The 24509-nt window shown below is 59.0% G+C and carries 19 protein-coding genes and 2 pseudogenes; 13 read left to right on the plus strand and 8 right to left on the minus strand.

The window, feature by feature from the left end:
- Positions 1–195: 195 nt before the first annotated feature.
- Positions 196–1899 (minus strand): outer membrane beta-barrel protein, encoded by a 1704-nt coding sequence (locus BLV07_RS13905; RefSeq protein WP_244551095.1) that lies wholly within the window; start codon positions 1897–1899, stop codon positions 196–198.
- A gap of 626 nt (positions 1900–2525) precedes the next feature.
- Between BLV07_RS13905 and BLV07_RS48775 the strand changes: the two genes are divergently transcribed.
- The 3 genes and pseudogenes from BLV07_RS48775 to BLV07_RS13915 all read left to right on the plus strand — a co-directional run.
- Positions 2526–3146 carry a hypothetical protein gene (locus BLV07_RS48775; RefSeq protein WP_244551096.1) on the plus strand — a complete coding sequence of 207 codons (621 nt, stop codon included), beginning with the start codon at positions 2526–2528 and terminating at the stop codon, positions 3144–3146.
- 564 nt (positions 3147–3710) lie between these two features.
- A complete protein-coding gene (locus BLV07_RS50325; RefSeq protein ID WP_502689984.1) occupies positions 3711–3926 on the plus strand; it encodes a hypothetical protein in 216 nt (71 codons plus the stop codon).
- Positions 3848–4286: pseudogene (locus BLV07_RS13915) on the plus strand (glutamine synthetase); the annotation flags it as partial. The gene BLV07_RS50325 and the pseudogene BLV07_RS13915, both read left to right, overlap by 79 nt.
- Positions 4287–4529: 243 nt before the next feature.
- Here the strand turns inward: BLV07_RS13915 and BLV07_RS13920 are convergent.
- Positions 4530–5714, minus strand: coding sequence for a TlpA family protein disulfide reductase (locus BLV07_RS13920; RefSeq protein WP_244551097.1), 1185 nt, complete (start codon positions 5712–5714; stop codon positions 4530–4532).
- A gap of 174 nt (positions 5715–5888) precedes the next feature.
- Positions 5889–7421 (minus strand): S10 family peptidase, encoded by a 1533-nt coding sequence (locus BLV07_RS13925; protein ID WP_176945522.1) that lies wholly within the window; start codon positions 7419–7421, stop codon positions 5889–5891.
- Positions 7422–7552: 131 nt separating this feature from the next.
- Here BLV07_RS13925 and BLV07_RS13930 point away from each other — a divergent pair.
- From BLV07_RS13930 to BLV07_RS13940, 3 genes and pseudogenes are all read left to right on the plus strand, one after another.
- Positions 7553–7768 (plus strand): annotated as a pseudogene (locus BLV07_RS13930) (IS5/IS1182 family transposase); the annotation flags it as partial.
- A 729-nt stretch (positions 7769–8497) separates the two neighbouring features.
- The gene (locus BLV07_RS13935; protein ID WP_091886226.1) at positions 8498–8980 is read left to right on the plus strand and encodes a phage tail protein; all 483 of its coding nucleotides are present in this window, start codon (positions 8498–8500) and stop codon (positions 8978–8980) included.
- A gap of 137 nt (positions 8981–9117) precedes the next feature.
- A complete protein-coding gene (locus BLV07_RS13940) occupies positions 9118–9411 on the plus strand; it encodes a hypothetical protein (RefSeq protein ID WP_091886229.1) in 294 nt (97 codons plus the stop codon).
- An 8-nt stretch (positions 9412–9419) separates the two neighbouring features.
- Here the strand turns inward: BLV07_RS13940 and BLV07_RS13945 are convergent, their stop codons facing one another.
- Together BLV07_RS13945 and BLV07_RS13950 are read right to left on the minus strand one after the other, a co-directional pair.
- Positions 9420–10523, minus strand: a complete 1104-nt coding sequence (locus BLV07_RS13945; RefSeq protein WP_143035407.1) for a hypothetical protein — start codon at positions 10521–10523, stop codon at positions 9420–9422.
- Positions 10524–11352: 829 nt separating this feature from the next.
- Positions 11353–11946, minus strand: a complete 594-nt coding sequence (locus BLV07_RS13950) for a tetratricopeptide repeat protein (protein WP_210187795.1) — start codon at positions 11944–11946, stop codon at positions 11353–11355.
- A 461-nt stretch (positions 11947–12407) separates the two neighbouring features.
- Between BLV07_RS13950 and BLV07_RS13955 the strand changes: the two genes are divergently transcribed.
- Entirely contained in the window at positions 12408–14531 is a 2124-nt protein-coding gene (locus BLV07_RS13955) for a prolyl oligopeptidase family serine peptidase (RefSeq protein WP_091886235.1), read from the plus strand.
- On the opposite strand, the gene BLV07_RS13960 is transcribed toward BLV07_RS13955, so the two are convergent.
- Entirely contained in the window at positions 14528–14992 is a 465-nt protein-coding gene (locus tag BLV07_RS13960) for an Lrp/AsnC family transcriptional regulator (RefSeq protein ID WP_091886238.1), read from the minus strand. The two genes, BLV07_RS13955 and BLV07_RS13960, sit on opposite strands and share 4 nt — an antisense overlap.
- Before the next feature lie 165 nt (positions 14993–15157).
- Here BLV07_RS13960 and BLV07_RS13965 point away from each other — a divergent pair, with 165 nt between their 5' ends.
- The 6 genes from BLV07_RS13965 to BLV07_RS13980 all read left to right on the plus strand — a co-directional run bounded on the left by BLV07_RS13965 (position 15158) and on the right by BLV07_RS13980 (position 21648).
- Positions 15158–15892: an aspartate/glutamate racemase family protein gene (locus tag BLV07_RS13965; RefSeq protein ID WP_091886242.1), complete on the plus strand. Its 735-nt coding sequence runs from the start codon at positions 15158–15160 to the stop codon at positions 15890–15892.
- A 722-nt stretch (positions 15893–16614) separates the two neighbouring features.
- Positions 16615–16860 carry a hypothetical protein gene (locus tag BLV07_RS13970; protein WP_244551098.1) on the plus strand — a complete coding sequence of 82 codons (246 nt, stop codon included), beginning with the start codon at positions 16615–16617 and terminating at the stop codon, positions 16858–16860.
- 728 nt (positions 16861–17588) lie between these two features.
- The gene (locus tag BLV07_RS46145; protein ID WP_143035409.1) at positions 17589–18041 is read left to right on the plus strand and encodes a hypothetical protein; all 453 of its coding nucleotides are present in this window, start codon (positions 17589–17591) and stop codon (positions 18039–18041) included.
- Positions 18042–18060: 19 nt separating this feature from the next.
- The gene (locus tag BLV07_RS46150) at positions 18061–18345 is read left to right on the plus strand and encodes a hypothetical protein (RefSeq protein WP_143035410.1); all 285 of its coding nucleotides are present in this window, start codon (positions 18061–18063) and stop codon (positions 18343–18345) included.
- A 750-nt stretch (positions 18346–19095) separates the two neighbouring features.
- Positions 19096–20394 carry a glycoside hydrolase family 28 protein gene (locus tag BLV07_RS13975; RefSeq protein WP_091886245.1) on the plus strand — a complete coding sequence of 433 codons (1299 nt, stop codon included), beginning with the start codon at positions 19096–19098 and terminating at the stop codon, positions 20392–20394.
- A gap of 255 nt (positions 20395–20649) precedes the next feature.
- On the plus strand, positions 20650–21648 hold the full coding sequence (locus BLV07_RS13980; RefSeq protein ID WP_091886248.1) for a pectinesterase family protein: 999 nt from the start codon (positions 20650–20652) through the stop codon (positions 21646–21648).
- Between the two features lie 815 nt (positions 21649–22463).
- On the opposite strand, the gene BLV07_RS13990 is transcribed toward BLV07_RS13980, so the two are convergent.
- Both BLV07_RS13990 and BLV07_RS46155 read right to left on the minus strand, forming a co-directional pair.
- On the minus strand, positions 22464–23072 hold the full coding sequence (locus tag BLV07_RS13990; RefSeq protein ID WP_091886254.1) for a J domain-containing protein: 609 nt from the start codon (positions 23070–23072) through the stop codon (positions 22464–22466).
- A 934-nt stretch (positions 23073–24006) separates the two neighbouring features.
- Entirely contained in the window at positions 24007–24261 is a 255-nt protein-coding gene (locus tag BLV07_RS46155) for a hypothetical protein (protein ID WP_143035411.1), read from the minus strand.
- Between the last annotated feature and the right edge of the window lie 248 nt (positions 24262–24509).

Here is a 24509-nt window from a genome sequence, read left to right on the forward strand (position 1 = left end):
GGTGTTTGGGACGCGCGCAGGCGCTGTTGCGCTCGATGGTCAAGATCGCGTCTCCACTCTTGCGGTCGACGCTATATAGAGCCGTGGTCGCGCCATACCAATGGCATCGGCGCCAATTCTGGCGCCGACGTCGATGCTCACCAGCCGGCTTCGGATGGCTCGAGAGGAATCTGGAGCTTGGCTTTGGTGGGCCTTTCAATCGAACTTATAGGAGGCCTGGAAGAACGTACCCCAGCGCTCCATACTATACTTCGCAAACATGCGCGGGTCACCGACGCAGCCGCTGCTGCTGCACAAAGAGTCGCTGTCCTTTTTGGTCCACATGGCCCAATAGCGGCCACCGACCCCGACGCTGATGTTCTGGGTGAGGAAGTAGGACAACACGCCCTCAATCTGGACTCCGCCACCACCATTGCCGCGTTGCTCGTCAAAGGTGGTCTTGTCGCGCAAGAGATGATAGTCACGCCCCTTGAAATCGGTCCATGGCAGGTAGGCGACGTCGGCGCTCAAACGCCAACGCTCGGTCAGCATGGTTTCGGCGCTCAGGCCGATCCGGGGCGCATTCCATTGAGTATCCTCGCCGCCGATGACCCTGTTGTCACCCGGTGGCAAACATGAATCCAGCGGGTTAGCCACCTGCATGCATCCGGTCGAGTCCGAGCTTTGGCCGTAATAGGTCCAGCCTATAAATCCGCCGACCTTGTAGTCGGTCCTGCGCAGGAAATCATAACCGACGTCAGCCGTGTAATAAGTGAATCTTCCGTTTGACTGGCCTGAAAGGTTGTTGATGTAGGACAATCCATCCTCGGGTATCCAATCTTCATTATTTATTTTTCCTTTGTTGAAGCGCCCGATGCCAAGGATACTCTTCAAGAACACGCCCCATGGACTATCAACACGGCCGAATAACTCCCCGGAAAGTCCGTCCAGTCCATGATAGGTGAGCCTCGATCCCAGTACGCTGGGGTCTTCAGGCCAGCCATACGGAAATGCGCTGTGATCCCATTGGAATCGTCCCCGGCTCAGCCAGAGCCGCGAGCCGCCTTCGAAGGACCAGCCGGGCGCGTAAGGAATGGGTGGTACGGTGCCGGCTGACTGCGCGTACAGCGGCATATCGGACGATTGTGCGGCCCCAGGGTCCGCACCGAAGTGGTAGTTCAGTCCGATCTTTCCGATGTGATAGTTGCTGGACAGGTTGGTTGTGTTCGCCGGCAGAATTGCAAACGGCGGAAACTGCACTGTCGAAGCGGTCGCGACACCTGGCCCGCCAAAATGCAGATAGTCATATTCGACGTTCACCGACCATGCAGGCGTTAGGGCTTGCTCGACGCCCAGCCCGATGATGCCACCGACCCGGCCATAGTCGAAATGGGTTTTCTCCTGTGGCAAGTCGCCGCCTTCAAAGTTGTTGACGACGTCGCCCCGATTGTTTTGCCAGGCTAGGCCTGCCTTGAGATAGGCCAGCGTGTGCCCGAGCGCGCCAAAGGCGTAACCAACGCGACCGGTGCCGGTGGCAAAGAGGCTCGGACCTGCCTTGCAGTTTGCGCTCACAACGAATCCCGAAGGGGCAAGGCATGTATTTGTGCCGTCAGAGACAGCACCGCTGGCGTCCAGCTCGATGCCAAACACCCAGCTGTTGTTCTGCCAGTTGTAGCCGATCTGGCCACCTGCAAGGAACGCCGGGGTATCGACGATGCCGCCATAGATTGATGGACCGTATGGATTGCTGAAGGAGGTGCGGCCGTACCCGCCGCCGGCGTGCCCGCCAATATAGCCTCCAGACCAGTTCCACACCGCCTGTGGCAGTTTAAGTTGTGGCTCAAGGTCCGCCGGCTTGGCTGCGCTGCTTGCGACGAGCGCAATTGTTGTCGCACCACAAAAAATAATTCTCGATCGCATCAAAGTTTGCCCTGCACTTCCCAGTTCACGACCCGGCTCCTTAAGTATCGCCGCACGACAGATCGTCGGAGCAGACCAGACACGCGGTAACACGCGCGCCAGGGCCGTCCCGAAGATCACCGCACGACGATTGGTGATGATGTTCCGAACGAAGCAAACCGCGTGCCGAACTGAATTCGTACATTTCGCAGAAGTTTCGTAAGAGTGTGTCGCGTCAGCTTCCTGACACTGGTCTCAAGGCTGACAATCGAATCGTGCGAACGAGAAACACGGTCGCAGCCGCTACTCGGCAGGCTTGGATTGGAAGAGATACCCAGGCAACGTCAAAATCGGTTCGGCCCGCCGGCTGTAGTCCAGTTTCACGAGGACGGCTTTCCTGCGCGTATGCTTCCGTTCACGACGATGCGGCCCACCACCAGGAAGCGCTCGGCATCTGCCTCTTGCGGCTTACCGCGAATTCGCTTGCAGTAAATGGCAATCCGCTTTCGGCTTTGCCGTGGTGAGTTTTTGTACGTGGCCGGCTCAGCCGGGGCGGGCGGTTTATTGTTCCCAAGAATGCCCGAACCCGCCAGCTGCCGACGTTTTCGACCTGCGACGCGATCAAAGCTATTTCGGTGGGAGGCAATGTGAGTGAAGTGTTGGCCGGTGCCATGCCAGGTATTCCGCTGCGATGGACGACGGGCATGTCGCATATCGAGCTCAAAAACGGTTTGATGAGCCATCAGAAATACCGGACCTACACCAATCTGATGGAGGCGGAGCTCGCCGCGCTTCAGGACCTCGGCTACACCATCGATCGGCGCAATTTCTTCGGCTACTCACTGTACGGCAGCGGCCAGAATCTGGTGAACGACAACCCCTTCTTCGGCCGCAACGCCGGTCGTACCGCCTACCTTCCGAATACCGACAACACGGCCACGCTCGGACTGGGATTGCACGTGTACGGCAGCAACAATACGGTGGTTCAGCGCGCCGACCTGCTTTCACGCGGCGTCGAGGGGCGCCGGCATCCGCGTCGACGGCGGAAACAATTCAATAGCAATCCTGCCCGGCACTCGCGTCGATGCGGACGGTGCCAATGGGCGCGCCGCCATGTTCTTCTACGGCAAGAATCACACATTCACCCAGCGTGGCGACGTGCAGGCTGTCGGCAACCATGGCATCGCCGCAAGCTTCGATTTCGGCAACAACGTGTTAGGGAATCGCGTCGAGTACCGTGGCTCGTACATTCACACCGCGGGCAATGAACCGGCCCCAATCCTCGATGACATCACTGGTCCGCTGGTCAGCACGTTCGACCTGACCGGACGTCTGGCTGGCAACTGTGCGGCGACGTACACGTCGAACAACGGCTTATGTGGGCCAGATCAACGTGATGCGTGGGGCGGTGCTGTCAGGGCACGTCTGTTTAGATTACGCCCAGGTTGATGGGAACGGTGCGCCGCGGCTAACAAAGTTGACGTTCGGTATGACACCCGATGCGAGTGGTCACTCTACAGGGCAGCCAGACCCAAGCTTTGCATTTCGCTATGATGGCAATATCGTCGGACGCAACAATCTGTCATTGCAGTTGTTGGGCGGCAGCTCTTTTTTTAACGCCCATCATGAGGTGTACGACGCGAATATCGAAGGTACAACGTTGGCTCCGATTACGATGCACGCACCTTCCAGATCTTCGGAGAGGTGGGTTACAAGGCTCACGTCAGCGACCATTCCTAGGTCGAGCCCAATCTCGCCTATGTTCGGGCATAACAGACGATTTTAGCAAGAAGGGATGGAGCGGAGCGATCCTTGATATTCGCACCGACACAATGGAAACGACTCTCTCCACCGTCGGCATCCGCACCACTAACAGCCTTCAGCTTGGGCACGTAACCTCGACAGCACGAACCGACCTTGGCTGGCGCAATGCCTTTGGGGACTACATTCCACTGTCAACAGGCAGCTTCGCTGGAGCGCGGCCTTCAATAATCTCGGCTTCCGCGACCGCGAGGCTTCAGTTCGGATCTGCTCCGTTTCCGATCTGAGTGATATTTCCAAAGCGGCCCAGTTCAATTTTGAATTCCGCACTGCCGACGCCACCGCGAGCCCGCACCTGCAACTCGCCGCAATCGTACACGCGGGGGTGCAGGGTATTGAAGAAGAACTGCCGACATCTGATGCAACCACCGAGGACCTCTCACTTCTTGATCCGGCACAGCGTGGATACTGCAGGCTGCCAACGTCGTTGCCCGAAGCTCTCGATCGCTTGCTGGCAAATCAACCCGCAATCGCTGGTTCCCGCCCGGGTTCGCCGAGACCTATGCAAAGCACAAGAAGGGAGAGATTGCGTTCGTAGAGGCAAGTCCCAACAGGAGATCTGCAGCCTGGATGAGCAGGTCTACTGAGTAACGGAGAATCCATTACCGGTTTGATACAGGAACGATACTTCGTCACCCCGAGAGCAACTCACTGCGTCGAAGTCCAATCAGCTCCGGCTCAGCAGCACGAGACAATCCCTGTGTTGACCAACTCGGGAGACACAGATGAAGTCACTTTCCGCTCTGTCGATTGCAGAACGACGCAATTTGAAAATCTGCCTCCGACAAGACCGGCGGGAGGGTAGACCGCCGCGTCGTCATGGACCCGTGTCATGGCGCTCCATCGGTACTGCTACCCCGCCGATTAGCCTCAGTAACCGCTTGTTCTGGACTTGCACAAAATCGGCCATAGCAGACCCTCTCACTCTTGTAGTTGGCCAGCGCTTGAACCAATCGCGACGCCGCATGCTCCTTCCAGTCCACTTCGATGCCGAGCGACCTCAGCGACAGCTCCACCAATTCGATAGCGCGCTCCTTGTTGCCGATTGCGTAATAATACTGAGCGACCGCCTCATACGAGTTTATTTTCAAACCGGTACCGGCGGGAGGGTTGAGCTTGAGGACACGCTCCGACAAGTCTTTCCCGATAGCGAGGCGCTCGGCCGATGGAAAGTCGGAGTTATCCTTAGATGGATCAAAGAGTTCGCGGATTGCGTACGCCATCCAAAGTTCCGAATTTCTGTCGATCGCATCCCGAACCAGTTTGCGCATGACCGAGATCCCTTGAACGTCATGCATTTTATGAAGCAAAACATCCACCTGTTGCGTGCGTAAGGTGATGTCGTCAGGCATTGCACGAAGAGCCTGCTCGATGATCGAAAGCGCACCAGCCCAATTCTCGGCCTTCATGGCTGACGTGAGTTCGTCCAGCATTGCAAATCTGCGCGCAACCTGTTCATTTTGAGTGATCCGGCGCCTTTCTTCGAGCTCAGCTTCCTTGCTATCCCGCCACGTGCCTTCGAGAATCTTGGGCAAGAGATCATCGAGGCGCGACGGGTGATCTATCATCGCGATTCGACCGTCACGATCGATCACAAAGGAGGCAGGTATGGTGGGAGAGGTGCTCGCCTTCAGCCAGAGCTTGTTCATTTCTCCACTATCGTTGAGCGCGATCCTGTAGTTCAGGTCGGGGACCTTTGCGTTCAACCATTTGTCCAACCTCGCTTTAGCCGCATCAGCGGTTGGGCCTCTTTCTGCAGCTGCTACGCCGACCACCTCAACCGCACGATCCCGGTATTTCTCTTGTAGCTGCACCAGGCCTGACATCGCCTTCGCACACGGCCCACACCAGGTTGCAAAGAACTCGACGATGTAGACTCTGCCAGGTTCAAACTTCGCTAGCGGCCGTCCGCGCACCCAACTCTCAACCGCGAGCGCAGGAGCCGGGGAACCGATTGTAAGCGCCGCGGTGGCCTGCGGCAGCGCTGCCAAATCTACTATCATTTCGTACACCATCCTCGCTCTTCTGCAGACGAGCCACCAGGTCACCCGGGTTGGAATGACAGCACGCCGTGCGTGGCTCGCAGACATCCACTTTGCCATTCAGCTGGTGACGCATCAGCAAGCGCTGTGCCAGCGCTGTACGTTCGGGTGAACGCGAGCTTGCTTGTGACCAGGCTCGTGATCGAATTACTTCATCATCGCTTCGGCTTCTGCACGAAAAGCCCGGCGCGAGGCCTCTCGTGAATAGAACATGTGGCCCCCCGGAAAGACGACGAGTTTGACACGCGGTGTGGAGGCAAATGGCGGCAATTGATCGAGCACGATCTGTGATCCGAAATACGGCGTGACGAGGTCAAACAGGCCGTGCGCGACCAGCAATTTCATGTTCCGGTCCGTCGCCAGGATCTGGCGCAGCTCCGAAAGTGACTCCGGAGGGCTGCGGCCGAAATCCCAGGCCCGCCTGACCGTGTCGTTGAGGAGCTCATAGGGCCCGTCCGGCCGCCAGTTAAGCTTGCGCGCAAGCAGATCGACAGTGGCGCTGGTCAGAGGTGCCAACAGCGTATCGCTCGAGGGATCGCCGGAAAGGTGGAAATCGGACTCAGGATATGGATCGAGGCCACGCACCGAGGCGTCATAATTGCCGATTAACTTGCCGTTCTTACGGTCGAATTCACGGCGGAACTCGGGGAGTTCGAAGCGCCCGGCGAGCCTGCGACTGACCGCCTGGTCGATGCCAGTCAGCGCCGCGGACTTGTCGGCCAGACGCGTGGTCGCTTCCTTGTCGGCCTGGCCTTTGATGAGATCGACCAGAAACTCGCCGCGTGCATAAGCTTCCACGTCGGCGAGATCGGCTCGGTTTACCGGACCCTCTGCTTCACGCCGGGTCGCGACATAGCTTGGCAGTCTTGCGACGTATTGCAGCAAGCTCCTGTGGGCACTGTAGTCGAACAGTGGCGAGACCATGATCAGACCCTTGACGCCTATGCCCTGCCGCAGCTGCAATTGGCGGACAACCTTTGGCCCGCGAATGCCGCCATAGCTTTCACCCGCGATGTACTTCGGCGACAACAGCCGGTCATGCTTTTCGAGCCAGCGGCGGACCACCAGAGCGAGCGAGTTGACGTCGCCCTCAACGGAATAGAGCCGCTTGCGCACATCATCGCCGGTCGCCACGAAACGGCTGTAGCCGGTGCCTACGGGGTCGAGAAACACCAGATCGGTAAAATCGAGCCAAGTTTCCGCGTTTGGCCTCACCTCCGGAAATGTCGATGGCGTGACCTCGTCAGCATTGATCGGCAGCCGCCACGGTCCGGCATTGCCAAGCTGCAGCCAGGCCGATGATGAGCCCGGTCCGCCATTGAAGAAGAATGTTACCGGGCGCGTGCCGCGATCGGTGCCGTCAAGCTGATAGGAGGTATAGGCGATGTCGGCCTGCGGCTCGCCCTTGTCGTCGAACAGGCGGATGGAGCCGGCGGTCGCGACAAAAGAAAGCGTTCGCCCAGGGAGCTCAAGCGTGTGCCTAGTACTGGAGTCCGGCGGCAGGCGATGCTGCTCGCTCGGCGACGGCATACCCGGTGTTTGGCCGGCGCCACCCTTCTGGCCGGCCGGCGTCGTGACCTGGGTGGGCGGAGGCGGATCTGCGGCCCGCGCGCTCTCCATTAACCCACAGGCAAACAGGATCAGCGCAAGAGATGTGCGGCACGGCGCGATCAACTGCATCGAGTTTCTCCTGTCCCGGCGCGCACTTTGGTGCGCGAGGCGTGTCTGTCAAAACGGCTCTAACCATTAGCTCCGGCCGGGGAACAACAAAGCTACTAGATCCAGTAGTCATCACCATTGCCGAGTGCCCTATCAGTCACGGTGCGAAACCCGTCATTCCAAACAAATCTAACAGAGTGCCCCTCCACAGCTTCAGCAAACGCGCCTACAGAGGGCGCAATGTTATCGAGGGCTGCTTTTGCCGGCTCAAAGATTTCCGGTGCGTTGCAACTCGCTACGACAAACTTGCGAGAGACTTCTTGGCTGCCGTGTACCTCGCCGCCATCGTCACCTATTGGATCAATTGAGTCTGAACCGTAATGAAGACTTGGGATATTACCTCGCAGAAGATGCATATAGCGCTGCTCCCTTTGGCGCGAGCAAGGTGACCGTCATATGCCTGCCGCGCGCGGTGCGGCTCGCACGCAGGATCGATGTGTAGGACAATCCAATGAGGACACGCTTCCGGCATAGGAGATCAAGCACCCAGGTCCGGCAAGTCCAGTTTGGATGTAGGGTCTGGCGAAGAAATACTTCGATCCGTTTGCGCCCGGGAACTAGCCCACGCTTCTCATTGGTTACCGTGTCCCGATAGCGCGTAAGGACTTGTGCGACTGTGATCGTATTAAGAGTCCGCACGTCGTTCGGGATCAACGTGCGATCTAGCTCGGCTTCAATCTGCCGTGCCCATTGTTGTGCATCAGATTTGGATTGAAACGATTGGGCTCGCGTCGAATGTCCGTGTCGTCTGACTTGACCTGCCACTTCCCGTTTCTGAATCGTAGGCTTGCCACGTGAAAAGCTCCTCTCGTGTGACGGGGTTGTGACCGGCTGGTCCGAGCGGCTTTTGAGGAGCTGCCACCACGCTCTAAGATGTTGGCAGATCGAGAGAAACGATGGCGCACCCGACACGATTCGAACGTGTGACCTTTGAAGGCGTTTAGTTTCAATTCGTTATAGTCATCACGCACATCCAGATTTGTCGTCCTTTGGCTCTCGAAGTCAGCGGTGTTCCGACGTGGACCGCGTGGGAGAGCATGGGTCCGGTTCCGGTCGGAGCCGTTCTGGCATTTCCCGCCACCGTCGCACCGGCCGGCTTCATCAAGTACAACGGCGCGCTGCTGTCCCGTACGGCTTACCCGGCGCTGTGGGCCTATGCGAACGCGTCCGGCAACATCGTCAGCGAAGCGTCTTGGGCGAGTGGCAACGCCGGCGCGTTCTCGACAGGCGACTTGTCGACCACTTTTCGCATCCCTGACGGCCGCGGCGAGTTCTTCCGCGGCTTCGACGATAGCCGCGGCGTCGACACGGGGCGCACGATGGGTTCGCAGCAGGGCGACCTGCTCAAAGACCACACGCATTCGTATACGTCACCTGCGTTCGGGTCGGGTACTGGGAGCACGCCAAACTATTTCTTCAGCAGCTTCGGCTCGGCAACGACGGGCGGCATGAACGGCGGGCTTGGCGGCGCAGCAACGCGGCCGCGAAACATCCGGTTGCTCATGTGCATCAAGTTCTAGGAGAGCTGCGTGGTGAACATTTGGAACTATGATCGCGTCACGGGGGCGCTGCTCGGCCAGAGCGAAGCCGATCAGATCCTGAGCAAGAGGGTAATTGGCTGATACCGGCGTTCGCGACAACGGTCCGGCCCCCCGTCATGCCGCCGGGCTGCGTCGCCGTCTTCGACGGTGGTTTGACGGGTCAAGGCTCTTGGCGGATCGAATTGAAGTCGAGCGACGATATTCGTCAGCGTCTTGCGCCGCAGCTCGCTGATCTCGCCACCGTGATAGGCGAGTGCTGCCAGCATGCCGGCTTGGACCAGGAAATTGCAACGAGTTTGGTGCTTGAGACCGCCGAGGCAACGATAAAGCACGTCACCGATGACGAAGCGGTGCGTGCGGAGGCTCGTGCTTTGGTACAGGATATACTCGGATTTCAACGGATCAACTGAAATCCACGCTAAGATCGGTTGCGCCGAGACTTTTCGGCCCAGGCAAGCAAAGCGTCCACGTTGTCCGTCGGATTGAAACTTTTACCGTATGCCTCGATCGCTCGCGCTGAGATCATGATAAAATTCTGCGTCAGCCGCGCAACGTCGCGCCTTTCTACCTCGCCGTCCCGGTTTGCTAGCGTTGACCAGGTCCCGTGCAGAATTCTCGATCTGGCCGTCACGATGGCCTCGACAAACTCGTCAACGGTCACCGGCAGGATAGCATCGAATTGAGATGGGCCGTCGACCCCGAACAGCGATTTGAATCCTTGAAGCAAGCGTGTGCGGCTTCCTTTCGCGCTCTCGGCGCAAAAGAGATTCTCGATCGCCGTCTCCATTTTTGTGATTGCAACGGAATCGAGCGGTTCCGAAAGCCCCTCATGAAACCAGAAGAGGGCGTCGCACCATCCTTGCTCCAAAAGCGGAAGTAAACTCGACTCGTCTTTGAAGCGGCCGATGATCCTGCCCATGTTCTGGATATCTGCGGCGGTCTGCTGCAACAGCTCGCCTAGAATTGGCCCTGGCATGTCGAAAGATTGGCGCGCCCTCCAGCCATGCGACCAGAATCCCGTCGGATCGGATACCAGAGAAAGCTTGTGATCGAACATGGTTCGACCTGTCAGACGGGAAATGTCTCGCCCCCGCGGATCTCGAGTGACGGTTTGCAGTGCGCCAAGACAGAGATCGACGGTCATTTCCGCGACCTCCAGCGACCGTTCTTTCTCCCTGCCTGTCACGTCGACAACTGCGATCCAATCTGCACGATAATCTGTTTTCCACCGCTCGAGGTTCACGGGCTGACCGTCCGCATGCAGTTTCAGTCCGAATGTCTGGGGCGCGAAGTTATCCATATGCACAAAGGTCACGGGGCCGATGTCGAAAGAATCGGCCGTCTGAGACGAAATCTTGCACGGGATGAAGTGTGTTTGAGGACACGCCTGCGATGATAGCCAGGCGCCTACCTCGTTCTTCAGCCAGTCGACATCTGGGCGCTGGGCGTCGTCGCGTTTCCATCTATTCCTCAGAAGGTCAGCGACGTGGTCGGTCAGTACGCTAAGCCCGACTTGCTTCATGTAACGATCGTCCGATCGCCGTATGCCTCTGATCAAGAGGCGGAGTGACAACAGCCCTGAACGATTGAACCCGACGCATCTCAGGTCCTCCATCCCAAGGGACCATGCGTGGATGTCCTGCATCTCTATCCAATTAGCCATCGGCGTGTTGGGCGGCAGGTTCCGCCACGGGAGCGGAAGCTCGAATAGCCCGGCCCAAGCGTCGAGCAGGCATGCTGCCGGGTCAGGAGCTGCGCGCATCTTCACTCGTCCCACCCGATTGCCTCCGTCTCAGGCGATCAGCGCATCCTTAACCGGTGTTTCATTGCCTGGCTCTTGACCTTATAACGATTTCCGGCCGGTGCGATAGGCTCGAACAGCGGCCCGCGCGTTCGACGTTTGCGCGCGGCGGCTTCCCGATCGGCGTACGGGCGCACCTGGGCATCGCAAGGATCGGGTGTTGCGAGTCCCCGCAACCTCCGATGCTTGAGATAGCAAATAGAGTGCCAGCCTCCGAAAGGAAGCCGGGGTTCTTCTTGCCCGCCGCAAACCGCAGGATCGCAGGGAGGTCGCCGAGACTCGCGGACTGACAGACATGCCGTCGTTTCCGTCGAACCGTGCCGGGAAGGCTGGGTGCGAGTAAACGGGCAATGGTGACGCACATGAATCGAGTTCGAGGCGCCTGGCGATGTGATCTCGCCGCGTCCGGCCAACCGGCGGTCCGGCCGACGTCCTCGTCGGTATCGTCCAGATCGGGTACAGCCGACGTGGTACAGACGTTCGAGCCGCGGAAATGGGCGGGGAGTCGCGCAATCCTGGTGAGGTGACTTTTCCACCGCGAGCCTTCCTTCTAACGAGCGCCGTCGCCGCGGTGGCCAGCAGCCGGATCACTAAACAAGAACGAGAAATCGCACCTAAGCTTGCCGCTGAGTTCGTGGTCAGGGAAACGCTCCATCGCCGCCGCCCAAACCACCGCTGCCGTTGCCCCATCACCGCTGTTCCAGTGAGCACCGCCAGATGATCGAACATCGCCACGGCATAGTCTGGGTCGAGCGCAAGCGAACTCTCGTAGGCGTCGATCGCCTCTCGCACCCGCGGGGGCTGGCGAAAGCCGCAGCCAGCTGAAACAGCTCATGGCGTCCGGCTGAACGATCTGGGCCTGCTCAAGCAGCAGCGGCACGCTCTCATCGAACCGCCCCAGCGCTTTGGGGACAATGGCCAGGCCATAGCCGTATTCACCGCCCGCCAAGTCGTAGGCCCTGCGGAAGCAGCGCTCCGCCTCCACCCAGTCCTCGTCATCCTGCGCCCAGTGGCCCAGACGATCCCAAGGCAGCGCGGCGTTCTCGGAATCGATGTGGGCGATTTGGCGATCAAATTGCTCGCGGAATTCACTGTGGCTCTTCCCGATATTCTCCCCTTGGCGGCGCAGATAGAACGTTGTCATGAAAAGCTCCCACCTCGCGGCTGCGTCCTCGGGGTTGCCCTGACATAGCGTTGTCAGAAGGGCGCCGCCTGCCCGCTCCAATTACGCCGCCAACACTCAGACGGCTAAGAGCTCACGCCCTCTGTCCGAACGCAAGCAGCCCCGCCGCAATATCGCACTGCCGATGCGGTTTTCGCGGTTGAACCGGCGGCCTCAAAGGGCAGGCGAGGTTGTCTAATGTCGAAACGTTACCCGGCGGACACCTGATTGTCAGCTTCGGAGCCAATGTCGGGAAGCTGGCATGGCGATGCGGCACGATGCGGCAGAAACCTGCTGTTTGTCGGCGGCATGCTGCTTGCACAGGTCGAGCTGCGGGCGGCGCGACACAGCGCGTGCACGGTCGCAACACGAATTTCGCTACTTTCGTCCAGTCCCAAGAACCTGCCGGCTCGCCCTGTGCGTGCCCGTCCGAGGATAAGGCAATGAAAAAGTCCCTTCTGCGCGCCGCGTTGCTCTCGATGATGTGTTTTACATTCGCGCTGCCCGACGGACAGTCTCGTGCGACGCAGGCCGACGATCCATTTCTCTGGCTCGAGGAGGTCGAGGGGCCGCGCGCATTGGCCTGGGCACAGGCCGAGAACGAAAAGACGCTTGGCTCGCTGCAGTCGGATCCTCGCTATGATCGCATTTACCAGGACGCGCTCACCGTCCTCCAGGCAAAAGACCGGATTCCGTACGTTTCGCTGGGACGGCAAGGTCTCGAAAATTTCTGGCAAGACGAGAACCATGTGCGCGGCATCTGGCGGCGCACCACGCTTGAGAGCTACCGCGGCCAAGATCCCCAATGGGAGACCATCCTGGACATTGACGCCCTCGCTGTCGCCGAGAAGAAGAACTGGGTCTATAAGGGCAGCAGCTGCCTCGGGCGCCGCTGCCTCGTCAAACTTTCCGACGGCGGCAAGGACGCCGTGTCCATACGCGAGTTCGATAGGGATGCCAAAAGCTTTGTTACAGGTGGATTCGAACTCCCAGAGGGCAAGCAGAGCGTCAGATGGCTCGATCGTGACACTGTCCTTGTTGCACGTGATTGGGGCGAGGGGACCACGACCGAGGCCGGCTACCCTTTTGTGTTGAAGGAGCTCAAGCGCGCTCAGCCGCTCGATCAGGCGCGCGAAGTCTTTCGCGGCCAGCGCACCGACTTTAGCGCCGCGCCATTTGTACTTAGTGAACAGCGGATCCATGTGACCGGCGTCGCCCGCCGGATCAACGCCTTCGAGCGGCAGTACGTGCTGTTCGGGCCCGCAGGGCCGATCGAGCTCGATCTGCCGAAGAAGGCCTCGATCGTCGGCATCGCGAGTGGCCGCGTGCTTGTGAAGCTGGACGAAGACTGGATCCGCCCCGGCGATACCAGCTTCAAGGCCGGCTCAATGATCTCGTATGATTTGGCCGAATGGAAGCAAGATCCGCTGCGCGCGAAACCATCTGTCGTTTTCCAGCCCAACTGCCGGCAGGCACTCCGCGGATTTGGCAGGACCAGGAATTTCCTGGTCCTGACGATTCTTGACAATGTTCAAAGCAAGGCATTCGTCTACAGGTACGATCAGGGAAAATGGCATACCACGCCGGTCCCGCTGCCGGAGAATGCGAGCGTAAGCCTATCAGCCGTTTCCGGGCAAGCGGACGAAATGATGTTCACCGTCTCCGACTATCTTACGCCAACGTCGCTTTGGTACTTTGATGCCAAAAGCAAACGGCTCGAGCTCTTGAAGACGGCACCTGCGACGTTCGACGCATCGAAGCATGTCGTGGAGCGGCTCGAGGCGACTTCGCGCGATGGCACGCGGATTCCATACTTCCTGGTGCGGCCCAGGAGCGCAAGATTTGACGGCTCGACCCCGACGCTTCTCTATGGTTATGGCGGGTTTCAGGTTCCGCTTCTCCCCTCCTATGAAGAAGCTTTGGGTCGAGTATGGCTCGAACAGGGCAATGCATACGTTGTTGCCAATCTGCGCGGAGGCGGCGAGTTCGGTCCAGCATGGCACCGGGCGGGCCAGCAAGCAATGAAGCAAAGCACATGGGATGATTTCATCGCGGTCGCCGACGATCTGATCCGTCGGAAAGTCACAAGTCCGCGCCGGCTCGGCGTGATCGGCGGCAGCCAAGGGGGCCTGCTGGTTGGCACTGCAATAACCCAGCGCCCTGAGCTTTTCAACGCGGCGATCATAGGAGTGCCGCTGTTCGACATGCTTCGATTCACCCAGTTAGGGGCGGGCGCGTCCTGGATCGCCGAGTATGGGGACCCGGCCATTCCCGAACAACGAGAGTGGATCGAAGACTACTCGCCCTACCAAAAGCTGGTACCGGGCAAGGCCTACCCGGAGCCTTTCATTTTTACCTCCACCAAGGATGATCGCGTGCATCCTGCGCACGGCCGCAAGGCCGCCGCGAAGCTCGCTGCGCTGGGCCAGCCTTATTTTTACTTTGAGAACATCGATGGGGGACACCGCGCCGCCGCCAATCTCGTCGAACATGCGCGCCAGCTGGCGCTGGTATACACATATGCATCCAGGCGGCTTTGCCCCGAGCCACCGGGAGGCGCACCCTAAACATAGGTCAACGGTACCATTGTCGTAAACTTCAGCTCTTCCATGCTAATGAACGAGCTGACATCAGCAAAGTCCAGGCGGGTGATCAGCTTCTTGTAGACCGCGTCATAGACCTCGACCCCTGGCACCACGAGGCGGAGCAGATAATCGGTTTCACCGGTCAAGCGATAGGCTTCGACGATTTCCGGAATGTCTGCAATGGCACGGCGGAAGTCCTCGAGCCACGCCATCGAATGACGCGACGTGCGTACACCCATGAACACAGTCATCGGCACGTTGGCTTTGCGTCTGTCAACCAGAGCGACGCGCCGGCAGATCAGGCCACTGTCCTCCATGTGCTTGATGCGCCGCCAACAAGCGGACACCGAAAGATTGGCCGATTCGGCAAGCGCTGTGACGGGAATTGCTGCGTCGAGCTGCAACTTGTCCAAAATCTTCAGGTCGCGATCGTCCAACGCCATGTCCTTTCAGCCCGCTTCGGAGGCCGGGTGAGAAGAGTTTTTGCTATCGCCGAGATAAGGCCTTTGATTTGCACTTTCCAGAGCGATTGCGCGAAACAACGCCGAGATTTGCCGCCGAAGGCGCGGTAAGCCTGTGTCGCCTTCGCATGAAGTGGAGATCTCAAAGTGCAGCGGACGATTGGGCTGATCGGAGGGATGAGCTGGGAAAGCACAGCCATCTATTACAAGGAAATCAACGAAATCGTCCGTCAGCGCCGCGGCGGTCTCGCCTCGGCAGACATCTTGCTGCGCTCGGTTGACTTCGGGTATATCGTCACCCTTCAGAAGGCAGGAGATTGGAGGCAAGCCGCTGCTTATCTAACGAGGATAGCCCGGCAGTTGGTCGACGCGGGCGCCAGCTGCATCCTGATCTGCACCAATACGATGCATGTGATTGCCGACATTGTTGCTGCCGAGCTGGGTGTGCCACTCATCCACATCATCGATGTGACCGCTGCGGCTCTTCTCGCCGCTTCCTTCAAGAGACCACTGTTGCTCGCGACGCGCTATACGATGGAGCAGCCATTCTATTGTGATCGCCTGCGGCAGCGCTTTGGCCTTTCAGCTGTCATACCGGCGGAGAACGAACGGATCCGGATCCACGATGTCATCTTCGATGAGCTGTGCTGCGGAGTTATCTCTGATCAGTCGCGCCAGGAATTTATTGACATCATCGCGCGCGGTCGTGCACGGGGCGCCGACGCGCTCATCCTCGGCTGCACGGAGATTGGTCTTCTCATCGGGCCCGAACATACAGAATTTCCGGTGTTCGATTCGGCAAGGCTGCACGCCAGGGCGGCAGCTGATTTCGCTGAGGGTAAGCTGTCACTTGGTACCGTCTCCATAAACGCGGGGCGATAATCGCCTCGCCGTTCGGCACTTGATCTCGTCCTCGGTAGTGATGCTGACCTCGGCCTGAGCCGGGGGTCTCAACGCCGCTGTACCTGGCCATGTCGCGCAGCGCGGTAGCGCAGGAAGGGCAGTTGTCAACTTGTCACAAAATCAAGCGATGGTCGATCGCGTTCGACCTTCAAGCATCGGTCTCCGAGGAGTGAACTTTAGTGAGCGCTGCCATGGACGTCGTGGTTGCGGCTTTGACTGTCTCGTTCAAGACGTCGGTTGTTTCAGGCGCGACAACAAGGACGCCTGCAACCAGGTGATGCGCGAAAGCCCACATCGTTTCGTCATGAAACGCTCAAGCGGCCTTGGCATGCCGGTTGCTTGAGGATGTGACGAAACCACTTGCGATATGATGGTCGTTCACCACCCGATCCAGGTATTCAGATGAAACTTGCCCGCTTGATCGATGGCAGAGGTCTCCTGATGCGCTTTCCAAACCGCGCGCCTGCGTCGCGAACTCTGCCATCTTCGGATCGCGCTTCGGTTTGCCGGCCAGAACCCAATTGTCTTGTAAAGGGCTCGCGGCGAATGGCGGTCCTCAACAAGATGGTGCACACCAGGGTAAAGGCGTTAAACCTCAGGACGATTGTTTGCGTCACTTTTGGCCGGTGGCTCAAGCGCTGGCATCTGCGAGATGCCGAGGTTCTTGAAGCTAAGCGCCGGCCTTGCGTCGGTGCTTGCAGATGGTCAATGAGCTGATGCGGGACGATTGGGATCTTGAGAAAATAGTCAGGCAACAGGACGAGCTCAAGGTCAAGCTGCTTCGCGCCCAATCGGTTGTCGCCGAATGCAAGGCAGGATTGGCGGATCTGGAGCGGAGGCTTGAGCGTCGAGCAGTCTCATCGCCGGTCAATGAACGCCAGCGCAACTCTGCGGCAAACAATTCAACACGTAACGCACGACCGCGCAAATCGCGAAGCCGTCGATGATCCTGTTGACCAGGATGCTGCCGTGGCGTTTTCGGGTCGATCATGGGACCGTTGAACGCTGCCACCGCGCACGGCAATGGCGACAGATTTTGTCACGGACCTGGCGAAGATCTCCAGACGCATCGTGTTGCGAACCCGGCGGGCGAACTGGACTAGTGGGTGCGGCCCTGCCGATAGGCTCGGCTTTTTGGTTGATCGCGGTGCGTTGGCCAGAGGGTGCGCGCAGAGTAGCACCACATACCGGACACATCGCCGCGTTTTTGACTAGAGCCTCCTGTTTCGGGGGCTGCTCACGCAGACTGGATCGAATGTCAAAGAGCTCTCCACCTTGGCCCAGGGCCAGTTCGGTCGTTTTGTCCGTCTTCAAGTCGTTCAAATTGCCGGTAGACGTGTGTGGAGGGGGAGCAAGGAGGCGCGTTCAATGATCACGATGGTTCGCTATGGCCGTGGCGCAAGGCATGCGACGTCCCGGGCGGTGCTGACCGCGGACGCCGACCATGCCTCATCCGGCATCGCATGGATGATGACGAGAACTGGCTGACTATTTCCCGCAAGCGATCACAATCCGATCCGGAAGAGGGCGGGTACCGGCAGTCACCTAAGTTCGTGAGACGCCAGGAAGAGGGTTCCCGATGCGAATGCGATCCGGTGCCGGCCGTAGCCTCGTCAGCTTCTCGAAAGCTTGCCCGATTACGGACTAACCCACTGATCCTGGACGAGAGGTTGGCGTGGACTCGCACAATATCGACATATCCAATGCAGCACCGCCGCCATCGGTACAGCACGCCGTTCGAGGCGATCAGCAACCGAACCAGGCGGAACAAGACGCCTTTGAGCAGCAATTGGAAGCAGCGCGCGTGGCCGATCCCGCCGGGCTTGACCGACGCCCCGGCCGCAAACCGCCGTCGAATGTGTCTCGCGCGGATCGCGATTACATTCAGGCGATGATGAACGGTACCAGTACTCGCCGAAACCTGTCACCATTGACGGCCGAGAAGTATGCTCAAATGCTTTACAAGGTGGCGAATTACCTCGGCGAGCGCGGCCAGTCGCTCGAAGCCAGTGATGACAATGCACTAAATCAGCTCTCTGACACGGTGTTCAGTCTCGATAGATCCAAATGTTTTCAGTTCCGATCCCCTGCCGCTTTCTCAAGGGGAGCCTGGTCGACTGCTCCATGATGCGCCCGCACCGGGCGGAGTGGACCTGTTCGCCGGCCACTTGCCGCTCATGGCCGATCCCGCGGCACTCGATTTCCAGTACCTGCCATTCTCACCAGGCGATCTCCGTGGACAGCTGGATGATGAGCCCGTGCCGTCCGGCCTGGATCAGCCGGTCGGCGATTTGCCGGTTTCGGCTGATCCAGATGCGTTCATATTCAACGAGGAGCACATGCCGCCAGGAGAGCTTCGGCGATTGCTTGATGATGAGACGGCATCCTCAGCGGCGGATCAACCGCCACGCCGGTTGCCCAGCGACTATTAGAGGACACGAGCCATTGTCGCAGACGCCCTGAACTCGCTATCGCGGCCGGTTAAATTCCCGGGAAAAACCTGCGACGCATCTAGCTTGTATCGAGCGTATCGCGTTGCCTTTCGGCGAACCGGCTTCGCGTCCATCACTACCTGAGCGAGCGCCAGCTGGCGCGGATATCGGCCGCATTTTCGGCTGGCGGTGGGAGTGCTGAATGTTGCGCGCCTTGTGGATCTCTGCGGCTAAGTAGCCGGGGCTGAATCGAAGCGCAGCGGATCGCCTTCGACAACGTTTAGCGGCAGCGGCGATGAACAGTCCATGTCCCTAACCCCGCGGGCGCTCGACCTCGATCTTGCCGCCGTGAAAGCCGATCCGCCCCCGCGTTCGTCCAACGACCTGTCGCTACAAATCTTGCGTCTTCCTGGCTGAACGGCAGCTTCGCTGTCGGATGACCGTGTGCGCTCCTGTCAGTTCTTGTAGCTCGGGTCTTCGATCGAACGTCGATACGACGGAGCGTGCGCGCTTAATCAGTGTGAGCAGGCTGAGAAGCTGTTGGATTTTGGACTATCGCACAACGCTTCGTCTTTTTCGCGCATAGGCAAGGTGCTACTGCGCGATCGCAAGGTTCAGGCAGCCTCTGCTGCGTCTTATAAATGTCATCTTGCGCGGGCCAGTGACGCGCGCGGCGGCTCGATCGAGCCAGCGCTCAATACCAGACAAAGCACGCGGCAATGATGCGCGCGACAAAGCACGAGCAGATCGATGACAAAGCGTTTTCGCAACTGGGCCCTATTGTCCATACTCGCCTCCATGGTTGTCTGCCCCGCCGCAAAAGCGCAAGACCGCCGGACTATCGCCGAACCTGTTGCACCTCATACGGTCTGCGATCGCCCTGTGCCTTCCGGCAAGAACGATACAGTTAGGCTGCAGGACGCCATTCAACATTGCCCCGCTGGCGCTGCAGTTTATCTCGGGCGTGGCGAGTTTCACTCAGGTCCACTCGAGATGAAATCGGGCGTGACCTTATGGATCGGACGCGGCGCGGCGCTGATCGCCATCCCTGAACCTGCTGCTTACGACAAGGGCCGCGGACAGTGTGGTCGCATCACGGGTAAGGGCGACGGTTGCCGGCCATTCATCAGCTTTTCCAAAACGCGTGGCGGCGGCATCTACGGGGACGGCATCATCGATGGTCAGGGCGGCGCAACTATGGGCGGCGGCGCCGAAACCTGGTGGCAGCTGGCCCGCCGCGCGCAAGCCGAGGGCGGCAACCAGAACGCCCCGCGCTTGATCCAGATCGATCATGCGCAGGACATCACGTTCTCTGGTGTCACCTTGCGCAATGCGCCCAATTTTCATGTCGCAATGAACCGGGTCGAAGGTGCCACGTTTTGGGGCCTCACGATCGATGCACCGGCGGATGCCCGCAATACCGACGGCATCGACCCTGGCGCGAGTCAGGATGTGACCATCACCCACAGCTTGATCCGCACGGGAGACGACAACGTCGCAATCAAGGCCGGCGACAATGGCTCAAGCAGCCATATCTCCATCATTGATAATTATTTCGGCTGGGGGCATGGCATGTCGATCGGCAGCGAGGTGAATTCCGGGGCAAGCGACATACTTGTGCGTAATCTGACGCTGGACGGTACGACGTCTGGCCTGCGCATCAAGAGCGATGTCAGTCGAGGCGGTCTGGTCGAGCGCGTGACTTATGAGAACGTGTGCCTGAGGGGCAACCGGTGGCCGGTGGCGTTCGATGCAAAATATGATCCGCGCGCACAAGGCACGAGGATTCCGGTCTATCGGCAGATCGTTCTGCGCCATGTGCGTGGCGACAATGGTGTGCTGCTGATGCGCGGCGTAGACGAGCGGCATGCCCTTGACGTGACGCTCGAGGATGTCCGATTTGCCAATTCCGCGACTTGGCAACTCGAATACGCGAACGTGACCGCAAATCACTCTGACGTATCGCCGCCGCTGACGGGACGAGCTACAGAACCGCTGCCGCGCGGATCGGAGGCATGTTCCGGTGCATTCCGCGACGGCAATCGGTAAGCACTACACCCGGCGCCGAACCCGGGTGGTGAGTTCCGCCTCGGCGGGCCTAAATTGCTGGTGTTGCGGAAGATCAGCCTCCTGGTGCTTCGTTGCAGGCGGCCGCCGGGTTTGCAGGACCGGACTTGCGAGAGTTACGTGCAATACTTGTTTGGCGAGGAAAATGTGTTTGACCATGCACGGGGGCTATCCCGCGGCGGTACCTTATATCGACTGCGTCGAGCGTGCCGCGAACTCGACGAAGACTGAGATCACATGCGAATTTTCTTGCCGTCTGCTGCGCTTCTGGCCGGATGTTTCTGCATCCCGGCAGCGTACGCTCAGCCACTATTGGTCTCGCATGCCGGAAATGCAGACTATCTCTCCGTGCAGCAAGCCATCGACGCATTGCCGGCGGAAGGCGGAAATGTCCGGATCGTGCCGGGCATCTATCGCGAGAAGGTCAAAATCTCCAAATCCGGTATTCACATCGAAGGGACTGGCAGGAAGCCGGAGGATACGGTCATTGTGTATGGCGACGGCGCGATCAATGTAGGAGGAACCGCCCGTTCGGCGACGCTGGATGCCGCTGGCGATGACTTGCGGCTCGAGAATCTGACGATCCAGAACGACTACGCCCTCAATCCGGCCAATCCACCCTCGCAGGCGGTAGCGCTGTCCGTTACCGGAGACAGGGACGTCGTTACGCGCGTCCGCCTGCTCGGCGCCCAGGACACGCTATTTGCCGGCAAGGGACCAAACGGCAGAATGTCACGACAATACTTCTCGAACTGCTACATCGAAGGGCATGTCGATTTCATATTTGGCAACGCCAAGGCCTGGTTCCGGCAATGTGAGTTGCACGGCATCGCAAATCAAGCGGTCATCTATACCGCTCAGAGCAAGGCAGCGCCGGATGAAGACAGTGGCTATGTTTTTGATCATTGCAGGCTAACTGCCGACCCTGCTGCGGGCTATATCGCACTTGGCCGCCCTTGGCGTCCCTACGCCACAGTGGTCTTCCTGGCGGCGAAGATAGATGCCCCCGTGATCGCGGAAGGGTGGCGCGAATGGACGCCCGGCAAGACCAATACGCTGAGGACAAGCTATTATGCTGAATACAGATCCTTCGGCGTTGGGGCCAACCCCTCAGCCCGCGAGCCTCACTCCCATCAACTGACAGATGGCGAAGCTGCGAGATGGTCGCTGAGCGTGTTCTTCGGAGGCGCCACAGATTGGCTGCCAAGGGAACCATATCGATGGAAGACAAAGTAACGGTGACGAGACGACGGCGATCGTCGGATGAATGACGGGGGAGTGCGGATATGACGGCGGCTTGGGCTGTCACCGACATCGCGCTGGGCACCATATTTGTGGGTAATCGAAAGCCTCACCAGACGGTTACTCACGAAAAGGGAAACGCGCAACTGCGTGCGATAGCCCAGCGCTTGATGAACGCGATGCACGGTGTGGAGCGCGATCAAGTTCACGATGCCTGCCTTGCCTCGCGGCGATCGGCAGAGCCCTTGAGATAGGTGGGTGGCGCGGGGCGCTACAGCCCCTAGCTATGTCAGAACTGGCCGTGAACCCCGCGATGCATCGGGCTCTCGTGATCGATCGTTGATCCGGCGCCACCGAGCGAATAGGCCTGGCACGGGTCGCTTCTGCGCCGAAATCCTTTCCATACAGCCAACGAGTGTCCCCGGAAGGTTTGTACTTCGTGTTGCCTCTCGAACAACGGAGGGATCGATCGTCCGCAACTCCTGTTGGAGCTTCGAAGGTGGAACCGGCGGTAGGGCGACTCAGCCGTCAGGAGTGGAAGGAGCCGTTTGGCATTTCCACGAACTCACCGCTGGGCCGATGCAGCCGCCATTTGCGCAGGATCTTGCCGCATCCCTTTTTCCGGCCCTTCTTCCTGACCGCTGCGCGGAACGAAACGAACCGGTCATCGTGTCGATTGTCCGCCATGGTCGCCCGAAAGCGTTAGCCCGGGAAGTCAACCTACCCGCGTAGCCAGAGCGAAGCTCTGGATGGTTCCGTCCTCCACTTCCAATGCGCCGTTGAGGCCCGCTGAGATGTTCGGGCTAGCTCTAGCGCACCACGGTCTTCAGGTACTGGTAGGCCTTGATGATCTCGACCAGGCGATCCTGCGTGGAGCGGTCGCCGCCATTGGCATCGGGATGGTGCTGCTTGACCAGCACCTTGTACTTCGCCTTGATATCGCCGAGCGTTGCATTGGCATTCAGGCCCATCACCTGCAACGCTTTGCCCTCGACATTGAAAATCTTGCGCGCCTCAGGCTTGGCCTTCGCGCGGTGGCGGGCACCGGCGCGTCCGTTCAGCTCGACGAGCGTGCAGAGGGTATGCCAGTCGTCCTCGAAATTGGCAGTGCTGCCGTGTGCGCTGATGTTCTCGCCCATCTTCCAGGTCGGACGATGGCCGGTCAGCGCGTCCTTCTGGTAGCGCGCGACTGCTTCCGAGTCCATTCCGGAGAAGAAGTTGTAGGACTGATTGTATTGGCGAACATGGTCGATGCAGAAGTGCCAATAGGCGCGCGCATTGTCGCGGCCCTTGGGCGCGCGATGGGTAGCCTTATTCTGGCAGCCAGGCCATTCGCATAGCGCCGCGGGCTGGCGCTCCTGCGCTTCCTGCTTATTGATGCGAATGGAGTCGAAGATTTCGGATGTGTCGATCAACATGACCTGGCTCCGTTGACGGAGCGGCAGTTAACAGAGCCGCTTCTATGCTAGAGACTTGGTTTGGACGGCAAGTCGGGTCTGACTCGGCCTTTGCGTCTAGTTGGTGGCATGATGTAGCGGGCACTTCCTAGCAATTGACATGCCAGGACTCGCGAAGTTGATTCAGGCCATCATCTCTTTGAGATTTCAGATCGACCCAATCGAAATTTGCTGTCGGGTTCTGCACATGGAGGTCTTCAATGGCACGGGGTGAGTACTCTCAAAAGCCAAGCGAAGGCACTGCTCGGCGGTAATCTGCGCAACCACGAAAGCGAGCGACGTCTTCTGAATCTTCTTTCGAAGCTTGGAAACTCTTCCGTCTCGCGTGGTGAAACAGAAAGCGCATTGTCGCGATTTGAAGGGCATTCGGAACCGCTCGTTCACGGATCAACGCAAGTCCCAGCGGCGGCGGGCCGCTGACGAAGCCCCCTGTTCACCAGCCTACCCAGCAAAGGCTCGAACAATTCGCTGTTGGAGCGGGTGCATACCGGCCCTGGCACGGCAGCCGGATTGCATCGAGGGCCGAACCGCAGCTATCATGGAGGCGTTCGCCGAGGACTACGACGGTATAAAGTGCTTCAGATCGCTTTGCCAAGAATACGAGCGGATCATGAGGTTCGCATCTTACCTGCTTGGGCACATGAACGGCCTGGGTAGGGAAATCGATGCCGCGCCGAAATTCAAAGAATTTCTGGGGTCAAAGAACTCGCTGAGTCAGTACGTCATCGAGCTCGATAACACCTTCGATGAGCTCTGGGACAATTACGGGAACTGGACGAGCTACGAGGAGGTTGACGGTCTCGGCACGATTGTGCCGTCCCTTGTAGGGACCCACGGTGTCAACGCACGTGTGCAAAAACGGACGGATGTACGTCACCATTACTGTTCAGGTTCGCTACACCAACGTCCGGCGGCGCACCGCATATTCCGTATTGGCACGGATTTCATCGGCCAGTTCTTGCGGTGCGACGGCGACATCGAGTAGGTCAATGTCCTTTCGTCGCCCGGCATGAACAATGGCCGCAGCGGTGACGCGGAGTGCATCGATCGTTTTTCGATTCGCCAGCCACTTCGCAACGAGGACCATGACGTCATCGATCGTCGCGCCGATTCCGAGGTAGTCCTCGATCCAGCCATCGATCCAACGCATGTTCTGTCTGACGATGAATTGATAAGCGAGTTCATCGCGCGCACATCATTGGCAAACTGAGCAACTCTGAGATTCTGCAGCGACACTCGTCAGCTGATCGACAGGTAGGCCTGCTAACGGCAGAAGATACGCTACCCCGTTGGCTGTCCTATCGGACTTATCCGGTCAACGAAAGGCAGAAAACTCGCAGCAGTATCGATCCATTTGCCGCGGTCGGGCTCGTGTGAAGCTGTACGCACTTAAGTCGG

It is taken from the genome of Bradyrhizobium sp. Rc2d (assembly GCF_900099855.1).
Taxonomy (GTDB): domain Bacteria; phylum Pseudomonadota; class Alphaproteobacteria; order Rhizobiales; family Xanthobacteraceae; genus Bradyrhizobium.

Bases quoted from the DNA above. Each gene is read 5' to 3' on its own strand.
- BLV07_RS13980 (WP_091886248.1), top strand. From the start codon at position 20,650: ATGCGAATTTTCTTGCCGTCTGCTGCGCTTCTGGCCGGATGTTTCTGC.
- BLV07_RS13950 (WP_210187795.1), bottom strand. From the start codon at position 11,946: ATGACAACGTTCTATCTGCGCCGCCAAGGGGAGAATATCGGGAAGAGC.
- BLV07_RS13975 (WP_091886245.1), top strand. From the start codon at position 19,096: ATGACAAAGCGTTTTCGCAACTGGGCCCTATTGTCCATACTCGCCTCC.
- BLV07_RS13940 (WP_091886229.1), top strand. From the start codon at position 9,118: ATGCCGCCGGGCTGCGTCGCCGTCTTCGACGGTGGTTTGACGGGTCAA.
- BLV07_RS13955 (WP_091886235.1), top strand. From the start codon at position 12,408: ATGAAAAAGTCCCTTCTGCGCGCCGCGTTGCTCTCGATGATGTGTTTT.
- BLV07_RS13925 (WP_176945522.1), bottom strand. From the start codon at position 7,421: ATGCAGTTGATCGCGCCGTGCCGCACATCTCTTGCGCTGATCCTGTTT.
- BLV07_RS13905 (WP_244551095.1), bottom strand. From the start codon at position 1,899: ATGCGATCGAGAATTATTTTTTGTGGTGCGACAACAATTGCGCTCGTC.
- BLV07_RS13945 (WP_143035407.1), bottom strand. From the start codon at position 10,523: ATGAAGCAAGTCGGGCTTAGCGTACTGACCGACCACGTCGCTGACCTT.
- BLV07_RS13920 (WP_244551097.1), bottom strand. From the start codon at position 5,714: ATGGTGTACGAAATGATAGTAGATTTGGCAGCGCTGCCGCAGGCCACC.
- BLV07_RS50325 (WP_502689984.1), top strand. From the start codon at position 3,711: ATGGAAACGACTCTCTCCACCGTCGGCATCCGCACCACTAACAGCCTT.
- BLV07_RS13970 (WP_244551098.1), top strand. From the start codon at position 16,615: ATGGTCAATGAGCTGATGCGGGACGATTGGGATCTTGAGAAAATAGTC.
- BLV07_RS46155 (WP_143035411.1), bottom strand. From the start codon at position 24,261: ATGCGTTGGATCGATGGCTGGATCGAGGACTACCTCGGAATCGGCGCG.
- BLV07_RS13990 (WP_091886254.1), bottom strand. From the start codon at position 23,072: ATGTTGATCGACACATCCGAAATCTTCGACTCCATTCGCATCAATAAG.
- BLV07_RS13960 (WP_091886238.1), bottom strand. From the start codon at position 14,992: ATGGCGTTGGACGATCGCGACCTGAAGATTTTGGACAAGTTGCAGCTC.
- BLV07_RS13935 (WP_091886226.1), top strand. From the start codon at position 8,498: ATGGGTCCGGTTCCGGTCGGAGCCGTTCTGGCATTTCCCGCCACCGTC.